At 37.7% G+C, this 20509-nt stretch carries 16 protein-coding genes and 1 riboswitch; of the genes, 15 read left to right on the top strand and 1 reads right to left on the bottom strand.

Annotated elements, in window-relative coordinates; translation table 11 throughout:
* Positions 1–18 precede the first annotated feature (18 nt).
* Positions 19–1089 (bottom strand): glycosyltransferase family 2 protein, encoded by a 1071-nt coding sequence (locus H6G06_RS06110; RefSeq protein WP_190558069.1) that lies wholly within the window; start codon positions 1087–1089, stop codon positions 19–21.
* 686 nt (positions 1090–1775) lie between these two features.
* Here H6G06_RS06110 and pssD point away from each other — a divergent pair.
* From pssD to H6G06_RS06035, 15 genes are all read left to right on the top strand, one after another.
* Positions 1776–2246, top strand: a complete 471-nt coding sequence (gene pssD, locus H6G06_RS06105; protein ID WP_242039601.1) for a PssD/Cps14F family polysaccharide biosynthesis glycosyltransferase — start codon at positions 1776–1778, stop codon at positions 2244–2246.
* A 48-nt stretch (positions 2247–2294) separates the two neighbouring features.
* Positions 2295–2774: a glycosyltransferase gene (locus H6G06_RS06100; RefSeq protein WP_190558067.1), complete on the top strand. Its 480-nt coding sequence runs from the start codon at positions 2295–2297 to the stop codon at positions 2772–2774.
* A 93-nt stretch (positions 2775–2867) separates the two neighbouring features.
* On the top strand, positions 2868–4904 hold the full coding sequence (locus H6G06_RS06095; RefSeq protein ID WP_206754708.1) for a GumC family protein: 2037 nt from the start codon (positions 2868–2870) through the stop codon (positions 4902–4904).
* On the top strand, positions 4904–6283 hold the full coding sequence (locus tag H6G06_RS06090; RefSeq protein ID WP_190558063.1) for an O-antigen ligase family protein: 1380 nt from the start codon (positions 4904–4906) through the stop codon (positions 6281–6283). The genes H6G06_RS06095 and H6G06_RS06090 overlap by 1 nt, the downstream gene beginning before the upstream one ends.
* Entirely contained in the window at positions 6280–7308 is a 1029-nt protein-coding gene (locus H6G06_RS06085) for a glycosyltransferase family 2 protein (RefSeq protein ID WP_190558061.1), read from the top strand. Before H6G06_RS06090 ends, H6G06_RS06085 begins: the two co-directional genes overlap by 4 nt.
* A gap of 12 nt (positions 7309–7320) precedes the next feature.
* A complete protein-coding gene (locus tag H6G06_RS06080) occupies positions 7321–8550 on the top strand; it encodes a glycosyltransferase family 4 protein (protein ID WP_190558059.1) in 1230 nt (409 codons plus the stop codon).
* A 64-nt stretch (positions 8551–8614) separates the two neighbouring features.
* Positions 8615–9817, top strand: a complete 1203-nt coding sequence (locus H6G06_RS06075; RefSeq protein ID WP_190558532.1) for a glycosyltransferase family 4 protein — start codon at positions 8615–8617, stop codon at positions 9815–9817.
* A gap of 13 nt (positions 9818–9830) precedes the next feature.
* On the top strand, positions 9831–11300 hold the full coding sequence (locus tag H6G06_RS06070; RefSeq protein ID WP_190558057.1) for a lipopolysaccharide biosynthesis protein: 1470 nt from the start codon (positions 9831–9833) through the stop codon (positions 11298–11300).
* 76 nt (positions 11301–11376) lie between these two features.
* On the top strand, positions 11377–12612 hold the full coding sequence (locus H6G06_RS06065; RefSeq protein WP_190558055.1) for a glycosyltransferase: 1236 nt from the start codon (positions 11377–11379) through the stop codon (positions 12610–12612).
* Complete coding sequence (locus H6G06_RS06060; RefSeq protein WP_190558053.1) at positions 12609–13745, top strand: endo-1,4-beta-xylanase; 1137 nt, start codon at positions 12609–12611, stop codon at positions 13743–13745. Before H6G06_RS06065 ends, H6G06_RS06060 begins: the two co-directional genes overlap by 4 nt.
* Before the next feature lie 36 nt (positions 13746–13781).
* On the top strand, positions 13782–14879 hold the full coding sequence (locus tag H6G06_RS06055) for an acyltransferase family protein (protein WP_190558051.1): 1098 nt from the start codon (positions 13782–13784) through the stop codon (positions 14877–14879).
* 767 nt (positions 14880–15646) lie between these two features.
* Entirely contained in the window at positions 15647–16330 is a 684-nt protein-coding gene (rnc, locus tag H6G06_RS06050; protein ID WP_190558049.1) for a ribonuclease III, read from the top strand.
* 283 nt (positions 16331–16613) lie between these two features.
* A riboswitch (cyclic di-AMP (ydaO/yuaA leader) is annotated at positions 16614–16810 on the top strand.
* Between the two features lie 98 nt (positions 16811–16908).
* Positions 16909–17760 carry a nitrate ABC transporter permease gene (gene ntrB / locus H6G06_RS06045; RefSeq protein ID WP_190558047.1) on the top strand — a complete coding sequence of 284 codons (852 nt, stop codon included), beginning with the start codon at positions 16909–16911 and terminating at the stop codon, positions 17758–17760.
* Positions 17761–17954: 194 nt separating this feature from the next.
* The gene (locus H6G06_RS06040; RefSeq protein WP_190558045.1) at positions 17955–19397 is read left to right on the top strand and encodes an ABC transporter substrate-binding protein; all 1443 of its coding nucleotides are present in this window, start codon (positions 17955–17957) and stop codon (positions 19395–19397) included.
* 173 nt (positions 19398–19570) lie between these two features.
* On the top strand, positions 19571–20407 hold the full coding sequence (locus H6G06_RS06035) for an ABC transporter ATP-binding protein (RefSeq protein WP_190558043.1): 837 nt from the start codon (positions 19571–19573) through the stop codon (positions 20405–20407).
* The last annotated feature ends 102 nt before the right edge of the window (positions 20408–20509 follow it).

The following is a 20509-nucleotide window of genomic DNA, read 5'->3' as shown; positions in this document are numbered from 1 at the left end:
ACACCCTAGTTTTGTAATCTAACCAAACTGACTTGACGGTATTGAAGATTCGACAATCTTAGTTGAGGTCAGACTAACCCTGTTTTGCAAATGTGCTTTATAGTAGCGGCTAGTCAGATAATTGTTCAACACTTTGTCCATTGAACTGAGAATTTTTGCTGCTACTTTGGAAAACAGGCTACCAAAGGGCAATTTATTAGTTAGGGCAGCAATAATTGTTCTATTGCGTCGCCATCCTAACCGTTGATACTTTCTTTTAAAATAATCATCTTCCGTCAGATTCCATTTATCACGTAAGCGTTGGAGACTTGCTAATTCCCAAGCATCACTCCAGCGCAGCATATAGAAATGCAAATCTGTTGATTCCAGGGGTGGGCCAGCTACATAAGTAACGAGAGAATCTGGCTCCAAGTAAATCTCACCCCCAGCTTCAGCTACCTGGATACACAAATCAACGTGTTCTTTAGTATTCAATAATCCTTCATCCAGCAGCCCAATTTTTTGAAATATCTGCGTGCGTACAATCATGCAGTGGAACTCAGCTAAACCAGTTTTGACACGTTGTAGTGTGGATTCTACTTCTGCTACCGGTCGGCCTTGCTTATAAATTTTTTCAATTATTTTTCTTCTCGTTGTCTTGCCTTTCGTTTCCACGACAATGCCAGATTCTCCACCCGCACAATGTACTTCTGTGTGTATAGGTGTTCCTTGACAAACGAGAGGGCTAACTACTGTGGCTCCCGTTTCTTCAGCACACTGTACCAATTTCTCCAGCCAACCAGGGGTGACTACTACATCGTTATCAATGAAAACCACATACTTACTGTTAACTTGGCGCAGACCGATGTTTCTAGCGTGGTTTGGGCAGAGATAGTAATCACAGCGGATTAATTGGAATTGTTTTTCAATTGCTTGTGCTGCTAGATAGTCTTTGATATGAGATGGTGAACCTCCATCAATATAAATTAAATGAAAGGGGTATTCAGTATGCTCGTAGATGCTTTCCAACGATTCTTTAGTATAGCTAAAACGTTCCCTTGGGGCAACAACAATCGTCACTTCCGATTCTATAGTAGATGACTTTTCCATTTTGGGCATTTGGTCTCAATATGCAATCTATTCTGTTTGTGTGAAAGCCATCAAACATGAATATTTCCTATGTGGTCTTTTCATGTTTATATAGCAGTCATCTGTCATTTAGGGATTATGGTTTAATAATCTATTTATCAAGTTAGAGACAAGTCTACTTGATATAGATTATCTGCATCTGGTATTTGTAAGCGAGTCACTGCGGAAAAAAATGAGTGTTTACAATTAATTGCTTTGTATCATATAAAGACCACACTCTCATATATGCCTTTGGTATGAATTTTTTCATGAGTTAGTAATTTCTCGGTTTGTCCGATACCTGTTCAACAACCTATATTTATCAATTTCCTATTTTATTATTCTGTCAAGGCATAAGCCCTAAATGAGGATTTTTTGAAATTTTCAACCCAAAAAGACCAATAAAAATAACATTCTAAAAATTTCTAACTCACCTAAATCTATCCTGAGACGGATTGAAATTAAATACTTATACTATTTTAATAATTTAGTGCCGTATCATAATTTCAAATTCTTACGCAATGCTACGGTTAGTATATACATCTGAGGAAAGTTCGTTAAATTACCTCGGCGTACGATGCTGTTATGAAAATTTGACTTTCCTGACTAAGATAATGCTTACCAAGCATACTTGTGAGGATGGTTGCAAACACTAGTATCAACAAGGTATGGCCAGTCAAATGAAGTTATTATTAGTATCTACATCGGGTGGACATTTTTCCACCATGCAAGGCTTAAAATCTTTTTGGCATCAACATGAAAGAGTCTGGATAACAGATCGCAAACCGGATACAGAAGTTCTTCTTGAAAATAAAGAAAGAGTTAATTGGTTGCCTTATCAAGCTCCAAGAGATGTAATAGCTTTGCTCAGAAATATGCCGTCAGTATTCAGAATTATTTTTTCTGAAAAGCCAGATTTAGTTATTTCTACAGGAGCAAGTCTGGCTGTTGGTTTTGCTTTTGTGGCTAAGTTACTTGGGGTCAGATTTATTTACATCGAGAGTATTTCTCGCGCACAAGAGTTAAGCCTAAGTGGTAAGTTAGTTTATCCTTTTTGTCATGAATTTTATGTTCAATGGCCAAACTTATGCAACAAGTACGCAAAAGCCCAATACAGAGGCATAGTTTATCATAGTTAACATAATTAAGAATTCAGTCAACCTCTGTGAACAACCATTTGAAAGCTAATGATTACTATAACCTTTGGTACTATTCCTTATCATTTTGATAGAGCAGTTAATTGGATATCAATATTGGTAGAAAAAGGTGTGATTTCAGAACCATTAGTAGTTCAATATGGGATAACTGATACAAGTTTATTACAAAATTACCCACAAATTTCTTTGTATTCAATAGTCTCCTCTAGGGAAATGGAAAAATTGGTAGAGAAGTCTCGCTTAGTTATTTCCCATGCTGGCCAAGGTTCTACTAGATTTCTCTCTGAGAAAAAATCATCATTTGTTTTAATGCCTCGACTTGCTACTTATGGAGAACATATTGACGATCACCAGTTGTTGTTTGCTCAATCGGTTGAACCATTAGGTGTCAAACATTGCTTGTCTTTAGAAAGTCTGGAAGAAGCAATAGTAAATCCGCCCTTGCCTTTAACGAAGCCTTTGTTCAATGAGCCAAAATTATCTGATTATCTTTCAGGAATATATTCATGATTCAACATTCATGAGCAAGCTAATTTTGGCAAAAGCTAAATTCTCCACTTTTATCAACTACTTGAGCAGGAACATTAGGTTAATTGAAGCAATATGAATATGTTGATCCCTATTGCGCTGAGGCACTGGAAACCATTACTAGCCTTGAATCTATTTGTAGTGGTAATTGCTGGTTACGCTATGATCACTTCAAAACCTAAATGGCAGGCTAAAGCTCAACTCATTGTACCTAACTCCAGCAGTGATTTAAATGCCAATTTAGGAAAATTAGGAAATGTGAACGATCAAGGTGTTCAGTTTTCTCAACAACTTAATCCGTTAAATATTCTGAGTTCCATTATCAAGAGCAATGAAGCCATCAATCGAGTCAGGGAGTCTGATCCTGAAAAAGATGAGTATCCCCGATTGGATTTATATCAAGATCTATTTGAAGTTTCTCCCGAAGGGGAATCTACCATCATTTCTATTATGGCCCAAGGCTCTACACCCGAATTAGCGGAACAGAGGACTAAAGCTCTTATAGATGTGTTTCAGCAACGTTTAAATGAACTACGTCAAAATAACGCTCAACAGCGATCGCAATTTTTAGAAAAAGAAGTTCAACAAGCACTGGATAACTATAAAAAAGCGCAAACAGCACTAGCTAAGTTTAAAAACTCATCTGGATTAGTTAGTAGCGAAACACAAGCTAATGAAATTACCAAAAGTATTAGTGGGCTAAAAACTCTGCAAGCACAAACTCTTTCTCAAGCACAGTCTCGCAAGCAGGAAGCAGCGGTTTTATCAGCCAAACTTGGTTTAACACCAGTTAAGGCCGTTCAGTCCTTAAAGTTAAAAGAAAATAAAGATTATCAGTATATTCAGCAAAAGATAACTGAAATTGAAGTAGCTTTAGCAGATACACAGACTAAATACTTACCCAGCCATCCGACAGTTATTAGTTTATTAGAGCAGCGGCAGAAACTAGTAAATATACAACAACAGACTTTGAATCAAGCTGCTACTGAAAAGACTCGTAATTTGGTAGTAGATAACAAAATAGGTGAAGACTCAGCATCATTAATACAGCAATTAATTATTGCAGAAAGTCAAGCTAGTGGGTTGCAAACTCAAGCAAATTATTTAGGAAGCCAAATTAATCGGTTCATCGCTGAATTAAACGCCTTTCCCATCAAACAAGCTCGGTTGAATGCACTCCAACAACAGTTAGATATTGCAGAAGGTGTTTATAACGGTGTAGTCGCAAGGATAAAAGAGAGCCAACTAAATGCTTTTAGTGCTTATCCCAGCGTACAAGTTTTGGATGCACCAAGAATCGGTTCTAAGCCAATTGGTGGAGGAAAACGGATTATTGCTTTAGGGGTAATTTTGGCTTCAGGTTTTGGGAGTATAGCTTTAGCTCTGTGGTTAGAAAGTCGTAATCCTTTACTTAGCACCAGAGATCTGCAAACAGTTAATATTCCCGTTCTCATCAGTATTCCCCGCTTTAAAAATTTCTTACCAAATAACGATCCGAGATTAGATACAGCTATCGAATATCAACGGTTAGCTTCAGCTATCAGCATGATATCTTTACCCAATAATCGCTTGCTAATTAGTAGCGCCACTCAGGGGGAAGGGAAAACTACTGTCACAATGGGATTAGCCATAGCATTAAACTCTCTTGGTTTTCGGATTTTAGTTGTTGATGCAGATGTGCATAAAAACCAGTTAAGTAAGCGACTGGGGATAAATATCAATAATTCCCAAGAATTAGAATCTACACCAATTTCTGTGCGTCCCAATATTGATTTACAGAGGATAATGCCTGCATCTGAAAATATCAATAAATTCATTGCTCGTGGCAGCTTTGAAAAGGCTTTAAATCTGGCACAAACACACAATAAATATGACTATGTTTTAATTGATAGCCCGCCCTTGAGCCTAACGAATGAGGCTTTATTCATGACACAAGTTGTAAATAATGTCTTGCTTGTCGTCTCACCGGGAAATAGCTATCGCAACCCTTTCAACGACAGTATTAATCAGCTTAAAAGGCATCAAACTCAGATTGTTGGCCTAGTTGTTAATGGTGTCGAAACACAACACGAAGGCTATCTTTACGAACAACAAATTACTGAGGTAGGCTGATGCGATTGTCACCAAGCTCATGCCAACCTAAAGCTAAGAGCGGCTTATTTAATGGAATTTGGCTTAACTGGGAAGCTCTTTCCCAAGCAGAGCGTGTTTATGCAACTGGTATTGTACTCATTCCTTTATGGTGGATTTGGGGATGGAGCTATTTATTGCTATTACTTGCTTGCGGTGTACTTGTTTATGAATATCGTCAAAAAGGCAGAATTGAATTAAAACCCCCTCATCCCCTCATAATCTTTTTATTTGCTCACAGTGCCTATGGAATAATTGTCAAAATATTGTATGGCTCTGCTCATCCCCATGTAACTTTCAATACTAGAGATTTTACAGGCACGTTAAACGATTTTATCGCGCCAGCTATCCTTATTTGGTACATCATCAGCAAACGCATTCGGGTGCGCCCTCAAGTTGTTGCTTGGGCATTTTCTGTGCTTGTAATTACGATGCTGTTATTTTGGGTAGTGATTTTTTTTGGATGGCGTGAAGCTGAGTTCAATCCACCCCGCAGTATATTTGCGACTTTAACTGGTAAAGGTGCAGAATTTGTCTTTGGTGCAGGTGGTATTAACTATTTACGACCTTACAGAACTGGAGATATTTCAATTGCTGGTTTTGCCCGTTACTTTTTCTTCTTTCCTACACCGGAAGCTTTATCAGTAGTTTTAATCTTTATCAACCTCTTGGCACTGGATATTAAAAATCGCTTGTGGAAATTTTTACTTCTCGTGCCTGGAATCTTCTTGCTGTTGTTAAGCGGTACTCGTTCCGCTTGGGTGGCACTAACTTTGGTTATGGGAGTGCGATTCTTACTGACAACCGGTAAAGTTTGGGGGAAAAGGTTCATCTTTGCCTTAATTGCTATTATCAGTTTTGTTACTCTCTGTCTTCCTCCGGTAACAAATATTATTTTGGATACTTATAACAATAGCGCCAAAGCTACAGCAGAGTATCGGGGTGATTCAACTGATGTGAGAAGTGAAATCTACAAACGAACTATCAAAGAAATTCAAAATAGTTCAGATATTCAATTTGTATTTGGTTTTGTCGAAGAGGGAGAATCGGTATTACCAGGTTACGAACCTGCCAAAGTAGGAAGCCACAGTTTATATTTAGGCTCGCTACTCTACCGTCGGGGAATATTTGGTACAGCGATTTTTGCGGGGTATTGGCTTTCTTTAATACATTATATTTATCAAACCCGTGTTGGTAGACCTCACGCACCGTTATTATTTTTTTTGGCCTTGAGCTTAACTTTTTTTGTGATGTCGTTGGAAGCAGTCTTGATGCCAATGATATTAGTTGCTGTAGGAACAGGTGAACACAAGCCCAAACTAAATTGGCGCAAAACTTTGACGTTTAATGAGGTAGTATGACTACACTACAAGCATCAGAAAAAAACGGATATAATCAGGTTTTTCCCCTAGTTAGTGTAATTATTACTAACTATAATTATGGTCGCTTTTTGCGACAATCGATTGAAAGTGTATTTCAGCAAACTTATCGTAATTTTGAAATCATAGTTGTAGACGATGGCTCTACAGATAATTCTAGAGACATCATAGAGTCGTATGGCGATCGCTTAATTGCCGTATTTCAAGAAAACGCTGGCATGAGTGCCTCTCGCAATGCCGGATATGCTAAGTCTACAGGTGAAATTGTCTGTTTTTTGGATGCAGATGACTATTACCATCCAGAGAAATTACAAAAAGTAGTATCTAGCTTTCTATCCCATCCTGAATGGGTGATGGTTGGTCATCGTTGGACTTGTGTGAATGGAGAAAGTGTACCAGTTGGTAGCAGTGCTTCTGACCGTATGAGTCGAGGAGATGTTAAACCTCTGCTATTGAAATGGGGAAAATATGCCTCTGCAATTACTTCAGCTTCTGCTTATCGCCGTAACGCTTTAGAAAAAGTGATGCCATCAAGAGGTAATATGGGCATTGATACTTATTTAAATGCCTCACTTCCTTTTTATGGAGAAGTAGGGGGAATTAACGAAAATTTAATGTTTTATCGGATACACGGAAAAAATATCCGCGCCCACAGCGATAATATTGACCGTCTAATTAAGCAGCGAGAAGCGATCGCCAACTTTATTAATCAAAGTGCCGAAAATCAAGGCTTAACAGCAAGGTTTGACTTACAACGAGATGCTGATTACCGCACCTATAAAGCCATTGAGAAAGGAGGTGCATCTTGGAGTGAACTCCTAGCGATTATTTGGCTATCAATTCGAGAAGCGATCGCAATTCGTCGCAGTCCCAAAGATACCTTAATCCGACTATTATCTCGAACTATATCCGCTGTTCCCGGACAAGGTATTTTGGTATTGCGCTATGGCTTACGAGGGTATATAAGTTACAAATTCTCCAGTAAACAACCCAAATACTCTAATTAGGCAGTTATTTTTATGAACACACATCCAGAAAAGCAACTTTTAATATTACCCGGCGCTCAAAATACATTGGGTGGAGCTTTAACTTATCTCACTACAATGATCCAAGGGTGTAAACAAATTGGCAAAGCAGCAAACTTAAAAGTTTTAGCTTGGGCAGATTCATTACTATATGAATATATGAAAAAAGCAGGATTAGAAGAATATTTACAAGTAATTCCTGCTGAGAATAAGCAAGAATTTGTTAAAAAAGCATTGCAATGGGTAGATAAGCAGCCTAGAAATTTTCCCCTGTTGTTGGAAAATTGTATTGAACGCAAGTTAATTCCGATTCTAATATTGGCTGCACCAAAATTACGTTACCGTCGTCCAGTTTATTTTACTTTTCATGATTTAGGCTTATCTCATAACCCTTTGGGATTTTTAGCCAGAAAAATCGCCTTTGCTTTACTTAATCCTGGAGCTATTTGCAATTCTAATTATACTGCCAGACACATTAAACACTTTACACCCAATATTAAGGGAATTTTGTATCCCCCCGTTAATGCTGAGAAATTTAATAACAAGCCTTCTAACTCTCAACCCCCAAAAGCCTTACAAACGCTCTTAAAAACTGGTGTAAAGTTAATCCTCATACCCAGCCGCATTAAACTTTCAGGAGATATGAATGATAAAAATTTATTTGCTTTATTACCAGTTTTAGCTCAACTAAAAGCCAAAGGTCATAATTATCATGCTGTGATCGTAGGTGAAGATAAAACAACCAATCATATCGCTAGTCGCCTTTTATATGGAGAAGCACAAATATTACGTGTAGGCGATAGATTCTCTATTGTTCCGCCAACTTTTGAAATAGAAAATTATTATAAATATGCTGATGTTGTTGTTTCTTTAGCACCAAGAGAACCTTTTGGACTAACAGTAGTAGAAGCAATAGCCTGTGGTGTACCAGTTGTTGGCAGTAATACAGGAGGAATTGCCGAAATCTTAAGCCACTTTGCACCGCAATGGACTGTTGATCCTCAAAATCCTTCTCAGGTGGCAGATGTAATTATTAATGCTGTGGAAAATCCCAGCACTGCTTATACTATCAAAAAAGCTCAAAATTGGGTGAAAAAAGAGTGTTCGTTAATAGCTTGCGCCCAAAAAGTTATGGAAATAACAGGTATGTATAGCTTGAGAGATGAAATTCAAGACATACAGTATATTGCAGCTAAATCAAGTACAAGTACAAAATTTAGTTAGACAACCACACACGACGAGGGTTTTACCGTTGTTCGAGTAATAATTAGGAAAAATTTAAACCTTGATGTATCAACAAGTTTTGTCAGCAGAATCAACAATCCAAAAGTCCGATAAATTATCAAAAATACTCGTAATTTCGCGGGCTTTTTTTCCCAAAGAAGGAGGAATCGAAGAGTATGTCTATAATCGCTGTCTCCAAGATCCTCAACAAGTCATTGTCTTAGCATCTAGTTATCCGGGAGATAAAGCCTTTGATCAAGAACAAGCTTTTGCAGTATATCGTTGGTTCCTGCCTACAATTCCTGGTAAATTAGGGAGTTTAATTAAGCAGATATTTAACATGATAGGGTCTTTCTTTCTGGCTATTGGACTCTATTTTCGTTACCGCTACCACTATATTGAATGGGGACATGGTTATGATTTTCCCTCGCTGTTATTGCTGACTTATCTATTACCTGTTAAGTGCTTTGTTTACCTGCACGGTGACGATTTGTTGTGTCCTTTGAAAAATCCTGTCTTCCGTTCTCTGTTTTCATTGACATTGAAACGATCAGCAGGAATTGTCTGCAACAGTGCCTTTACCTGTGATTACCTCAAACAAAACTTTAAAATCAACACACCCACTTACATAATTAACCCAACTGTCAGACCGCAAAAGTTTGGGATTCAAACTCCTGAAGATATCCATCCTGAAGCGCGTTCCCAAGTGCTGCAAAAATACGGCATTCCTGAAACAGCTATAGTCATTCTTTCAGTCGGTCGTTTAGTTAACCGCAAAGGATTTGATCGCATTCTTAAATCTTTACCTCATTTGTTAGCTGAAGGATTAGATGTTCACTACCTGATTGCTGGTAGGGGAGTAATGGAATCAGAACTTAGACTCCTATCCCAGAGTTTAGGAATAAAAAAACGGGTGCATTTTGCCGGATACGTTCCTGATACAGAATTAGCAGAATATTATCTAGCCTGTGACATATTTGCTATGATTACCTTTTTTGATACTCAAGATGCAAGTATTGAAGGATTTGGTATTGTTTATCGAGAAGCTGGTTTTTTTGGTAAACCTGTAATTGCTGCACGCATTGGTGGAGTTGTTGATGCAGTACATCACGAAGAAAACGGGCTTTTGGTAGATTCTAATTCACCCGATGAAATAGTTAATGCTTTCAGCCGATTGTGCCAAGACCCGCAATTGCGAGCCAAATTAGGGGAAAAAGGCAGAGAAATCGCCAAGGAACAAACACCCCATTCCTCTATATATAAATAGCAATTTGAGGTTTATGTCCGGTAAAAATACCACCACAAAAATAGCCAAAAGTGGACTCTGGTTGACAGCTAGTTATGCAATCAGTAGAGTTGCCCAATTAATTGCCCAAATATGTTTAGCACGGCTTTTATCGCCTGAAGATTTTGGTGTTTGGGCAATGGTCTTGGTGGTGACAATTTTGACTGATTTGTTTCAAGATAATGCCACTGCGGCTGTACTCATTCAACGGGGTTTAGAAGATAAAAAACTTGTTGATGCTGTTTATAGCTTAGGTGTGAATATTTCTATATTCATGTTTGTTGTTCAAGCCTTGATAGGTTTACCAATTTCTTGGTTTTTTCAACAACCAGTGCTATTTCCATTAATTGCCTGTGTCTCTTTTAAGTTTGTGATTAATGCGGGAACTGGTACTCGTGCGGCTATACTCCAGCGACAAATGAAGTTTCGAGAGATAGCAATTTCTAATATTGGTAATGGCATCGCCAGAATGTGTGGCACATTAATTTTGGCTGCCTTTGGGTTTGGTGTATGGTCTTTTGCAGGAGGTGAGATATGCAAAGCAATAGTTGATGCTGCTTTAAAACGGTTGTATTGCCGTTACGATTGCACCTATCACTTTTTTCCAGATCAGCAAGCAGTGCGTGAGGTGTGGAGTTTTACAAGTAGTTTAATTGGCATTAATTTAGCAGTCTATGCTAATACCAATGGAGATAATTTCTTAATTGGTAAATTGTTGGGAGCGCAATCTTTGGGTTTTTACAACCTAGCATATCAGTTGGCCATGCTGCCTGCATTTGCTCTATCCCAGATTAACAAAATTAACTTTTCAGTTCTATCACAGCGGGATGATGAGGGAAAAAAATCTTATCTGCGCCAAATGCTCGAATACTACGCCTTATTTTATGCACCAATCTACAGTCTTGGTTTTGTAGTTGCTCCTTGGATTATTCCCTTAGTTTATGGTTCCCAATGGCTAGGAGCGGTTCCTATATTTCAAATAGTGCTAATTTTTGCCTATGCTAGGGGCTTTATGTCAATTTTGGGAACTACTTTAAATGCCCTCAACCAACCTAGAACTAATGCAGTAATCAACTTGGCTTTGGTTCCCCTATCTCTACCTTCTTTCTTCATTGGTGCAAAATTAGGGGGAACAGTAGGTGTAGCGATCGCTGTTGCTATTGTCATGGGTATAGGAGCAACAATTTGGTTTTGGTTTGCTACTTGTCGCGCTGCTAAATGGAATGTGGCAACATTAGCAAGCCCTGTAATTTTACCAACGGTTGCAGCCATTTTTTCGGCTGGGATAGTTATTTTCTCGACTGCTTCTCTAACTTTGCAGATGCAAATTGTACTGCAACCTTTACTCGTAATTTTAATTAATGCTTTTCTGGTCTCTATTTTATCTAAAGGAAGAGTTCCACGCAAAGTCCTGAAACTCATCAAAGAAACCCTGATATCTAAAACTAAATCTGTTAAAACTTAGCCTAGATTCTTACATAAGTTTGAATTTAGATTAATTATTATTTTTATTGTTCAAATTTTATGAGGTAAACACCAATATGAAAATAGCATTTTTTGTTGGAGAATTTCCATTACTATCAGAGTCATTCATTTTAAATCAGTTAACTGGTTTAATTGACCGAGGACATGAAGTTTTTATCTATTCTCTCTATGGCAAACCAAGCAATCTTTCTAAACTACATCCAAATGTAGAAAAATATCAATTGATTGAACGTACTTACTATTGTCCTAAAATTCCTAAAAATTATCTTTTACGCTTATTAAAAGGAATAGGGTTGGTTTTGGCAAATTTCCCCAAATCCCCTTTGATGTTATTGCAATTAATCAACATCTTTAAATATGGAAAACAAGCTGCCTCATTGAATTTACTTTATCAGGCTATTCCTTTAATAGGACAAGCAGCATCTTATGATATTATTCATTGTCAATTTGGCACTTATGGTCTCAGTGGACGGGTTTTTCGCCAACTAGGTCTGATTCAGGGAAAGATCGTTACAACTTTTAGAGGTAAAGATATTAGTAGAGATATTAAAAAATACGGTGATAACTTGTATGAACAGCTTTTTCAAGAAGGAGAATATTTTTTTACTAATTGTGAATTCTTTAGACAGCGTGTATTGAAGTTAGGCTGTGATGAAAATAAAATTGTGGTTCATGGTTCCGGGATTGACTGCAATAAATTTTCTTTTACTCCTCGTAATTTAGCTGCTGGTGAACACATAAAAATTGCTACCATTGGACGCTTAACAGAGAAAAAAGGGATAAAATATTGTATTGAGGCTATTGCTCAAGTAGTAAAAGATTATCCGCATTTGGAATATAACATTATTGGCGATGGTAATTTAAAAGAAGACTTAGAACAACTAATTGAAAATTTGAATTTGCAATCCGTTGTTAAATTGCTGGGAAGTAAACAGCAGAAAGAAATCATTGATATTCTCAATCAATCCCATCTTTTTATTGCCACGAGTATCACAGCTAAAGATGGCGATCAAGATGCACCTGTTAACACATTAAAAGAAGCAATGGCAATGGGTTTACCAGTAATTAGCACATGGCATGGGGGTATCCCTGAACTGGTGGAAGATGGTGTATCAGGTTTTCTAGTTGGTGAAGGAGATTCAGAAGCGATCGCTCAAAGTTTGCTTTATCTGATTGAACATCCCGAAAACTGGACACAGATGGGTCACGCAGGTAGAACAAGGGTAGAAAAAAAATACAATATGCAACACCTTAATGATGAACTAGTGAAAATCTATCAGCACCTTTTATGAAACAACTACGAACCTGGAAATTATTAATATTGTTGTTCCTAGTAACAATATCTATCATCTTCTTTATCTCTGCCTATCAGGATAAAAAGCAGAAACAAATATCGATTGAATTAGCTTCGTATCAAACTCAAAACACAAATTTACCGACAAATCTCACCTTGCGTAACATCGCTGGACTGGTAGGAATGAAGATGGGAACCTCTGTGTTAATAAAACCACTACGTAATGATCCAAAGTATCGGGAAATATTAAGCCGAGAATTTAACCTGCTCACCCCAGAAAATTCCCTGAAATTTGGTTCATTAAGTCCAGAAAGAGGTAAGTATAATTTTGATGCTGCTGATGAGATTGTTGATTTTGCCCAGAAGCATAAGATGCAGATACATGGACAGACTTTAGTTTGGTATCGTAATCTGCCAGATTGGCTTGAAAATGCACAATGGTCTCGTGAAGAGGCAATGGATATATTAAAGCAACACATTTATACTGTTGTGAACCGTTATCGGGACCAAATATCTTCCTGGGATGTAGTTAATGAAGCCATTAATCAAAAAGGAACTTTAAGAGGTTCATTTTGGCTAGATAAAATTGGGGAAGACTATATTGAAATGGCATTTCGCTGGGCAAATGAAGCTGATCCCAATGCTCGTTTATTTTACAACGACCATGAAGGAGAAGAACTAGGAATAAAATCTGATGGTATCTACAAGTTAGTCAAAGAATTACGCCAAAAAAATGTTCCGATTCATGGGGTTGGGTTTCAGATGCACACTAGCATCAAAACCAGACCAGATATAAAAGCAGTTGCTGCTAATATTAAACGTTTAGGAGAATTGGGCTTAGAAGTCACAATTACAGAAATGGATGTGAAAATTGGTGATGATAAACGACCATTATCAGATAAATTAACATCCCAAGCTAACATCTATCAAGATATAGCTAATGTTTGCTTACAAGCCCCTAATTGTAATACTTTAACAACTTGGGGATTATCAGATAATTTTTCTTGGATTCCTATATATTTTAAGCATCCTGATGCTCCCCTACTATTTGATCAATCTTACAAACCTAAACCAGCTTATTTTGCTGTTTTCAGAGCTTTTAGAAATTATTACCGTAACCAAACTAACTAAATAGGTAAAAAGATAAAATATAGGGACATAAACTGCATGAATACGTCTTTTGATATATCTAAGAATGGTGTAAATGGATTCGGGCGATTATTTTTTCTTGACTTTCTCAAAGCAATAAGTATTGCTGCGGTTGTTTCATATCATTCTACTTTTCTACCTCGCTCTAGTTATGAGTCAAGTGCTTTGCTTTTAGATATTATTTTTACTCCCTTAAGATTTTGTGTACCTATAATACTGACGATTTCTTTTATTCTATTAGAACGTGAATTTATTACTAAACCTGAAGAAAATATTTGGAAGTTAATTAAAAAGCGTTTGACAAGATTGCTAATTCCGGCTACATTTTGGTTTAGTCTTGCTGCCATACTAAAAATAGGGACAGGCAATTCTTTAACCAAAATTAGTATAGATATTTTGACCGGAGAAATATTCACAGGCTCATACTATTTTCTTGTGATATTTCAATTGTTGGTTTTGTTCGGAATTCTTAGAAAACAATTAAATAAACCTGCAAAATTAGCTGTATTTTGCTTGCTTCAGATAATAGTTTATATAACACTATATTCTGCATTGCGTGGCAATTTAAGCTCTGACATTATCTCAATATTAAGAATTATCAATCGCCCTTTAATAATTTATTGGTTTATCTATATAGCTTTTGGAGTGTTGATATACAAAAATATTTATGTTTTAGACAAAATCTCCAATAAAATACCTTTTATAGCCAAATTAGCCATCATTATAGCTACTTCATTGCTAATGATTGCTGAATACAGTTACTTAGGTAAGTTAACCGAAGGCAAGATTCCTCCTTTTGATTACTTGATATATTCTTGTATGCTCAGTGTCCCTGGAATGTTCATATGTTTTATTAATATTGAAGAGAATAAAATTTCCTCATTAGTGAGAAATATAGTTTATTTATTATCTAAATATAGCCTGGGAATTTTTTGCTTGAATGGAATTTTTAGCCAAATATTTTTATCTTTTGGTAGTAAAATATTTAGAGAATTCCAATTCAATCTTATCGAAGTTTTGGTGTTTAGATTAGTGGGTTGGATATTCTTACTATCAGTTTGTTTAGGAGTTTCTGTAGTTATTGACAAATTAGGATTCAAAAAATTAGTTTGTTAATAACATTTTCAGGGGCGACGAAATAGGCTGAAAAGCTTTGTAAGTAAAGCGTGTAAGGTTTTGTGGTAGAAAAAGATAGGTCTCTGATTTGCAACAAGGTCAATAAGATTGAAAATGTTACCTGTATTCTACCAACACCACCTAAAAATTCAATCGAGTGTAGCAGAATATCTGTCTTCTTTGTCTTTTACCCCTTTGAGGTTGGCAAATGTGCCTGGATTTACCAGTTCATATGATGTCCGGCAAATTAACCTGAATATGTCATTGCGAGTAGAACGTTCACGTATCCCTGACGGGAGGCGTATGACTCCTACGTCGTCACGCCAGCTATAGCCATAGTCTGCCGAAGGCATAGTAAAACTACGCAATGTCAAGGTTTTTGGGATTGCTTCCCTACGCTTGCAATGACGGTTATTTGAACAGACATGATATCAATCAACCTTGATTCTATCTCTTCACTTGCCGGAGCAGGTAGGCTGAATCGATGCCGAAAGTCTAGATTACCTTGTTTTTTCTGTGGTTTACTCATGGCTTTTTTCAACACCCTTGTGTTATAGCAGAAGGCAAGAGGCACTCTGCAAAAGGCAAAAGTAAAACCCTTGCCATCACTGAGTTTGAGCTTTCAAGACTGTCCTAACCGCCTTGTCCACTGCTATAACTTCTACCATTGAGTTTCTCTCTGTGGACACAAATCCATTTTTCTTAACTTGACACCAATGGCAAGATGCCCACCCTTCCATTAAATTCACAAATAAGATAAGAATAAAATGCACAAACTTCTCATATTCCATAACGAAAAACTCCTCCGTCAAGCACTCACCCATCGTTCCTATGTCAACGAAAACCCAGGAGAAGGAGAACACAACGAACGCTTAGAATTTCTCGGTGATGCTATTCTCAACTTTATCAGTGGACAATATCTTTATCGTCGTCATCCCGAAAAAGGAGAAGATGAATTAACTCGTCTTCGTTCTGCATTAGTAGAAGAAAAACAACTAGCAAAATTTGCTCTAGAAGTAGGTTTAGACTTTAGAATGCGATTAGGAAAAGGAACAATTAGAGATGGAGGTTTTCAAAATCCTAACTTACTGAGTAGCACCTTTGAAGCCGTAGTTGGTGCATATTATTTAGATAATAATTGTGATGTTGAACCACTCCGCGCTATTATTGAACCATTATTTAATTCCGTCTCAGACCTAATTGTAGAACCTCGTTCCAATGTAGATTCTAAAAATCGCTTTCAGGAATGGGTACAAAGGGAAATTGGTGCAAATCCTCCGAAATATGTAACAGAACAAATAGGCGGACCCTCTCATGCACCAGAATTTATCGCTAAAGTATTAGTAGAGGGTAAAGAATACGGAGAAGCCAAAGGAAAGAATAAAAAAGAAGCAGAAAAGGCTGCGGCGGAGGATGCGTTAGCTAAATTGAAAAAACGAGGTTTATTGTAAGAATTCAGTAGTCAGGAGTCTGAAGTCAGAATATTTTTGGGTAACAAAAATATAGAGAAGCCAGTTTTTCAAAAAATTAGCAAAAATAACTCAAAAAATCGGATTTATACTCAATTCGTAATTCTGTATGTTGAATCATTGCTAATCTTAAGAGATATGTCTAACGTACAGTACAAAATCATTATAACTCCTTGATTTCAGTAGTGAAGTAACTAATTTTTATTTTCACTACTGATGTTATTACTGTTAATCAATGTTAGATTTTCGCTGTTACTATTAATTGTGAGTAAGTCAGCCTAATCCAACGTATCAGAGTCAACAGCGTTGGAACGGAGGAACCAAGTTATGGGGCGTATTTTTGTCTTGATGGTTTAATAAATTTCCAACTAAATGTTAGAAAATAAACCAAAATCGAGCAAAAAGGGGTATCTCTCAACCCTAGTCCGTCAGCTAACTTCGTAGGCATTGAGAGGAGACTGAAGAGACAGCATTTTGATAATGTTTTGATCTCATCAGTGTCCAAGGCTGGTACTGCTCAGTTTCAGTGTATCTGTACTGAACTCTGTTGAGGTTACAATATGATTTTACAACTGAATTTAGCTGCAATCTTTGCAGTTACTGGACAATTTGCGTGGAAAAAAGCAAAACCCATCATTTTTCGAGATGAGTTTTTATTACCTGTTGTGGGGTTTTCGGGAATAATTATCCTGTGGTGGATAGTAGCACTTGCTAATCGTGAATTAATGCCTACACCACCTGAAGCTTTAATTGCTAATCTTGACTACATCTTAAATCCCTTTTATGAACGAGGTCCCGGTAACTTAGGAATTGGTTGGTTATTATTAGCCAGTTTACGGCGGGTAATATTAGGTTTTGGGTTAGGTGCATTAGTAGCAATTCCCTTGGGCTTTTTAATTGGGATGTCTAAACCAGCAATGCTGGCTTTTAATCCTATTATTCAGATATTTAAACCAGTCTCACCCCTGGCTTGGTTGCCTATCTCTTTAGCTATCTTCAATTTGGCAGACCCTTCAGCTATTTTTGTGATTTTCATTACTTCCCTTTGGCCAACTATTATTAATACAGCCTTGGGAGTTTCTAGCGTTTCCAAAGATTATTTAGATGTGGCGCAGGTGTTGGAAATGCCACGTTGGCGGCAGATGATCAAAATTATTTGGCCTGCCAGTTTGCCCTATATTTTTACAGGTTTGCGAATTAGTTTAGGTATTGCTTGGTTGGTAATTGTGGCTGTAGAAATGTTGACGGGTGGTGTGGGAATTGGGTTTTTTGTTTGGGATGAATGGAGTCGTTTAAATCTCAGTTCTGTATTTTTGGCTGTGTTTGTAATTGGCTTAACTGGCTTGGTTTTAGATTATGCTGTGGGCAAACTTCAAGAATTTGTTACCCATCGTCCAGGAAGTGTGAAGTAAAAGGGAACAGGGAACAGTGAAAACGGCAAACATTTAGTCAAAGCGATGACAGGCAAGATGCCTGTCCCACATTGAGAGAGAAAACTGATACTAATTTGCAAAATGATTTCAAAATATGGAAGCTTACAAAGCTTATCCATTAAATTTTGCATCATCCAAAATCAAAAATCCAAAATCCAAAATTGTAGACAATTATGAATGAAAATAATTGGACTCGCAGAGATTTTATTAAGGGAATAGGTTTAACTACTGCGGGAATAGCTTTGTCATCCTGTGGGAAATATGGTGATAAGTCTGTTAAAGGACTGACAGAAGCAGCTTTAGCTGTGGAACCTGTAGTTAGACCCCAAGATTTAGAAAAACCCGATATTACTGTTGGTTATGTTCCTGTTAATGATTGTGCGCCATTTGCGATCGCTTGGAAAAAAGGTTTCTTCCGCAAATATGGTTTAAATGTCAAACTCAACCGCGAAGCTAGTTGGGGAAACTCCCGCGACGGGTTGATTTTTGGTCGTCTCGATGCTGCACCTGTGGTATCCGGCGCTGTCACCAACGCCCGAATAGGTGCAGAAGGTGCGCGTCATGCCCCCTTATGTGCAGCAATGACCATACACCGACATGGTAACGCCATGACCATGAACAAAGAGATGTGGGACTTTGGGATACGTCCTTGGTACGAATATCAACAAAAATATGGTGATGGTGCTTTAGAAGCCTTTGGAAGAGATTTTCGCGGCTATTTTAACCAACAACCCCCAGAAAAGAAAATTTGGGCGGTAGTTTTGAGTTCGGCTATTTATGAATACTTTGTCCGCTATTTATCCGCCGCTGCTGGTGTAGACCCCTTCAAGGAATTTCGGGTTATCATTGTTTCCCCACCGCAAATGGTGACAAACATGAGAATTGGCTCTATGCAAGCTTACATGGTAGCCGAACCTTGGAACACCAGAGCAATTACAGGTAACGAAGGCATTGGTTTTACTTTCGCTCAAGGTAAAGAAATTTGGCAAGGACACCCAGATAGACTGCTGGGAGTAATGGAATCTTTCATTAACAATTATCCCAAAACCTACCGTTCTTTGGTGAAAGCGATGATTGAAGCTTGTCAGTATTGCAGTCAACCTGAAAACCGCCAAGAAGTAGCACAATTATTAACAGAAATATCCTTTACTGGGGCAAAACCAAAACAGAAAAATGAGCCTTTAACTAAGTTAACTTCTCCGGGAATTGTTGGCAATTATAACTATGGTGGTTTTGATGGCAAAGACCGCACTATCAAAGCAGATGATACGACCATTTTCTATGATATTCTTGACAGTATTCCCCACGAAATAGGAGAACATTCAACATTTTTATGGCGTTCTCGAAGTATTTGGTTAATGACTCAAGCTGCCCGTTGGGGACAAATCAAAGAAATTCCTAAAAATGCCAATCAAGTAGCCGAAAAAGGGTGGCGAACAGATTTATATCGGGATATAGCCGCAGAAATGGGAATTCAATGTCCCAAGGATGATTATAAAGTTGAACCACCAGAAGTCTTTATAGATAAAAAAGGATTTGATCCTAGTGATCCTGTAGGTTATCTAAACAGTTTTGCCATCAAAGCAAATGCTCCCACTCGTTTTTTCATGTCTTAATTTTCACGATTCAATCTTCTCTCGTTCCCAGTCTCTGACTGGGAATGCTATCACAAAGGCTCCGCCTTCAATAAATTTAGAGGCAGAGCCTTCTAGAATTCATTCCCATACAGAGTATGGGAAAAAGACAATATTTACGCTCCAAAATTTCACTAATTCAGGAATATTTAATCATGCAATATACCTCCTTCTCAAACGAGTCTTATCAAGAAGTTAAGCCACATCATGGATTTCTAGAAATTGAAAATTTGGTTAAGTCTTATCCGACACCAGACAAAGGAGATGCTGTCGTCTTAGAGGGCGTTAATCTGACAATTGGTGCAGATGAGTATATTTCTGTAATCGGTCATTCTGGTTGTGGAAAATCAACATTACTGAAGATTATCGGTGGGTTTCAAAAAGCTACATCAGGCTCAGTCCGCTTAGATGGGAAAGAAATCCGCAAACCAGGTGCAGAGAGGATGATGGTATTTCAAAATTATTCTTTGTTACCTTGGTTAACTGTGCGCGAAAATATCCGTTTAGCTGTGGATGAAGTGCTAAAAAATGCTAATCGTGCCGAAAGAATTAGCGTTGTCAATGAACATTTGGCAATGGTAAACTTAACAGCGGCTGCCGATAAGTATCCCGATGAAATTTCTGGAGGTATGAAACAAAGAGTAGGTATTGCTAGAGCTTTGGCAATTCGTCCCCAAATGTTATTAATGGATGAACCTTTTGGGGCTTTGGATGCCTTAACTCGCGGAAAATTGCAGCGTCAGGTATTGGATATCTGGGAAAATCATCGTCAAGCAGTAATGATGATTACCCATGATGTTGATGAAGCAATTTATATGTCTGATCGCATTGTATTAATGACTAATGGACCATGCGCTACTATCGGAGAAATTCTCCAAGTTCCGTTTAAACGCCCACGCGATCGCAGTGCAATTCGCAATTCTAAAGAATACTTTGAACTCCGTAATCACGCTCTAAATTTTCTAGACCGCTACTTTAATTCAGATGAGTGACTTAACGAAGGCAGGAGGCAGGAGGCCTTTTTTGTAACGGGGATTTATGCCCCACTCCAAAAACTTTGGACGAAGTCCGGTTTTAGACCAGATTATTTCGAT

It is taken from the genome of Anabaena sphaerica FACHB-251, from assembly GCF_014696825.1.
Taxonomy (GTDB): domain Bacteria; phylum Cyanobacteriota; class Cyanobacteriia; order Cyanobacteriales; family Nostocaceae; genus RDYJ01.
The sequence above is the reverse complement of the archived record's forward strand: the minus strand, read 5'-3'. Positions and strand labels throughout refer to the sequence as shown.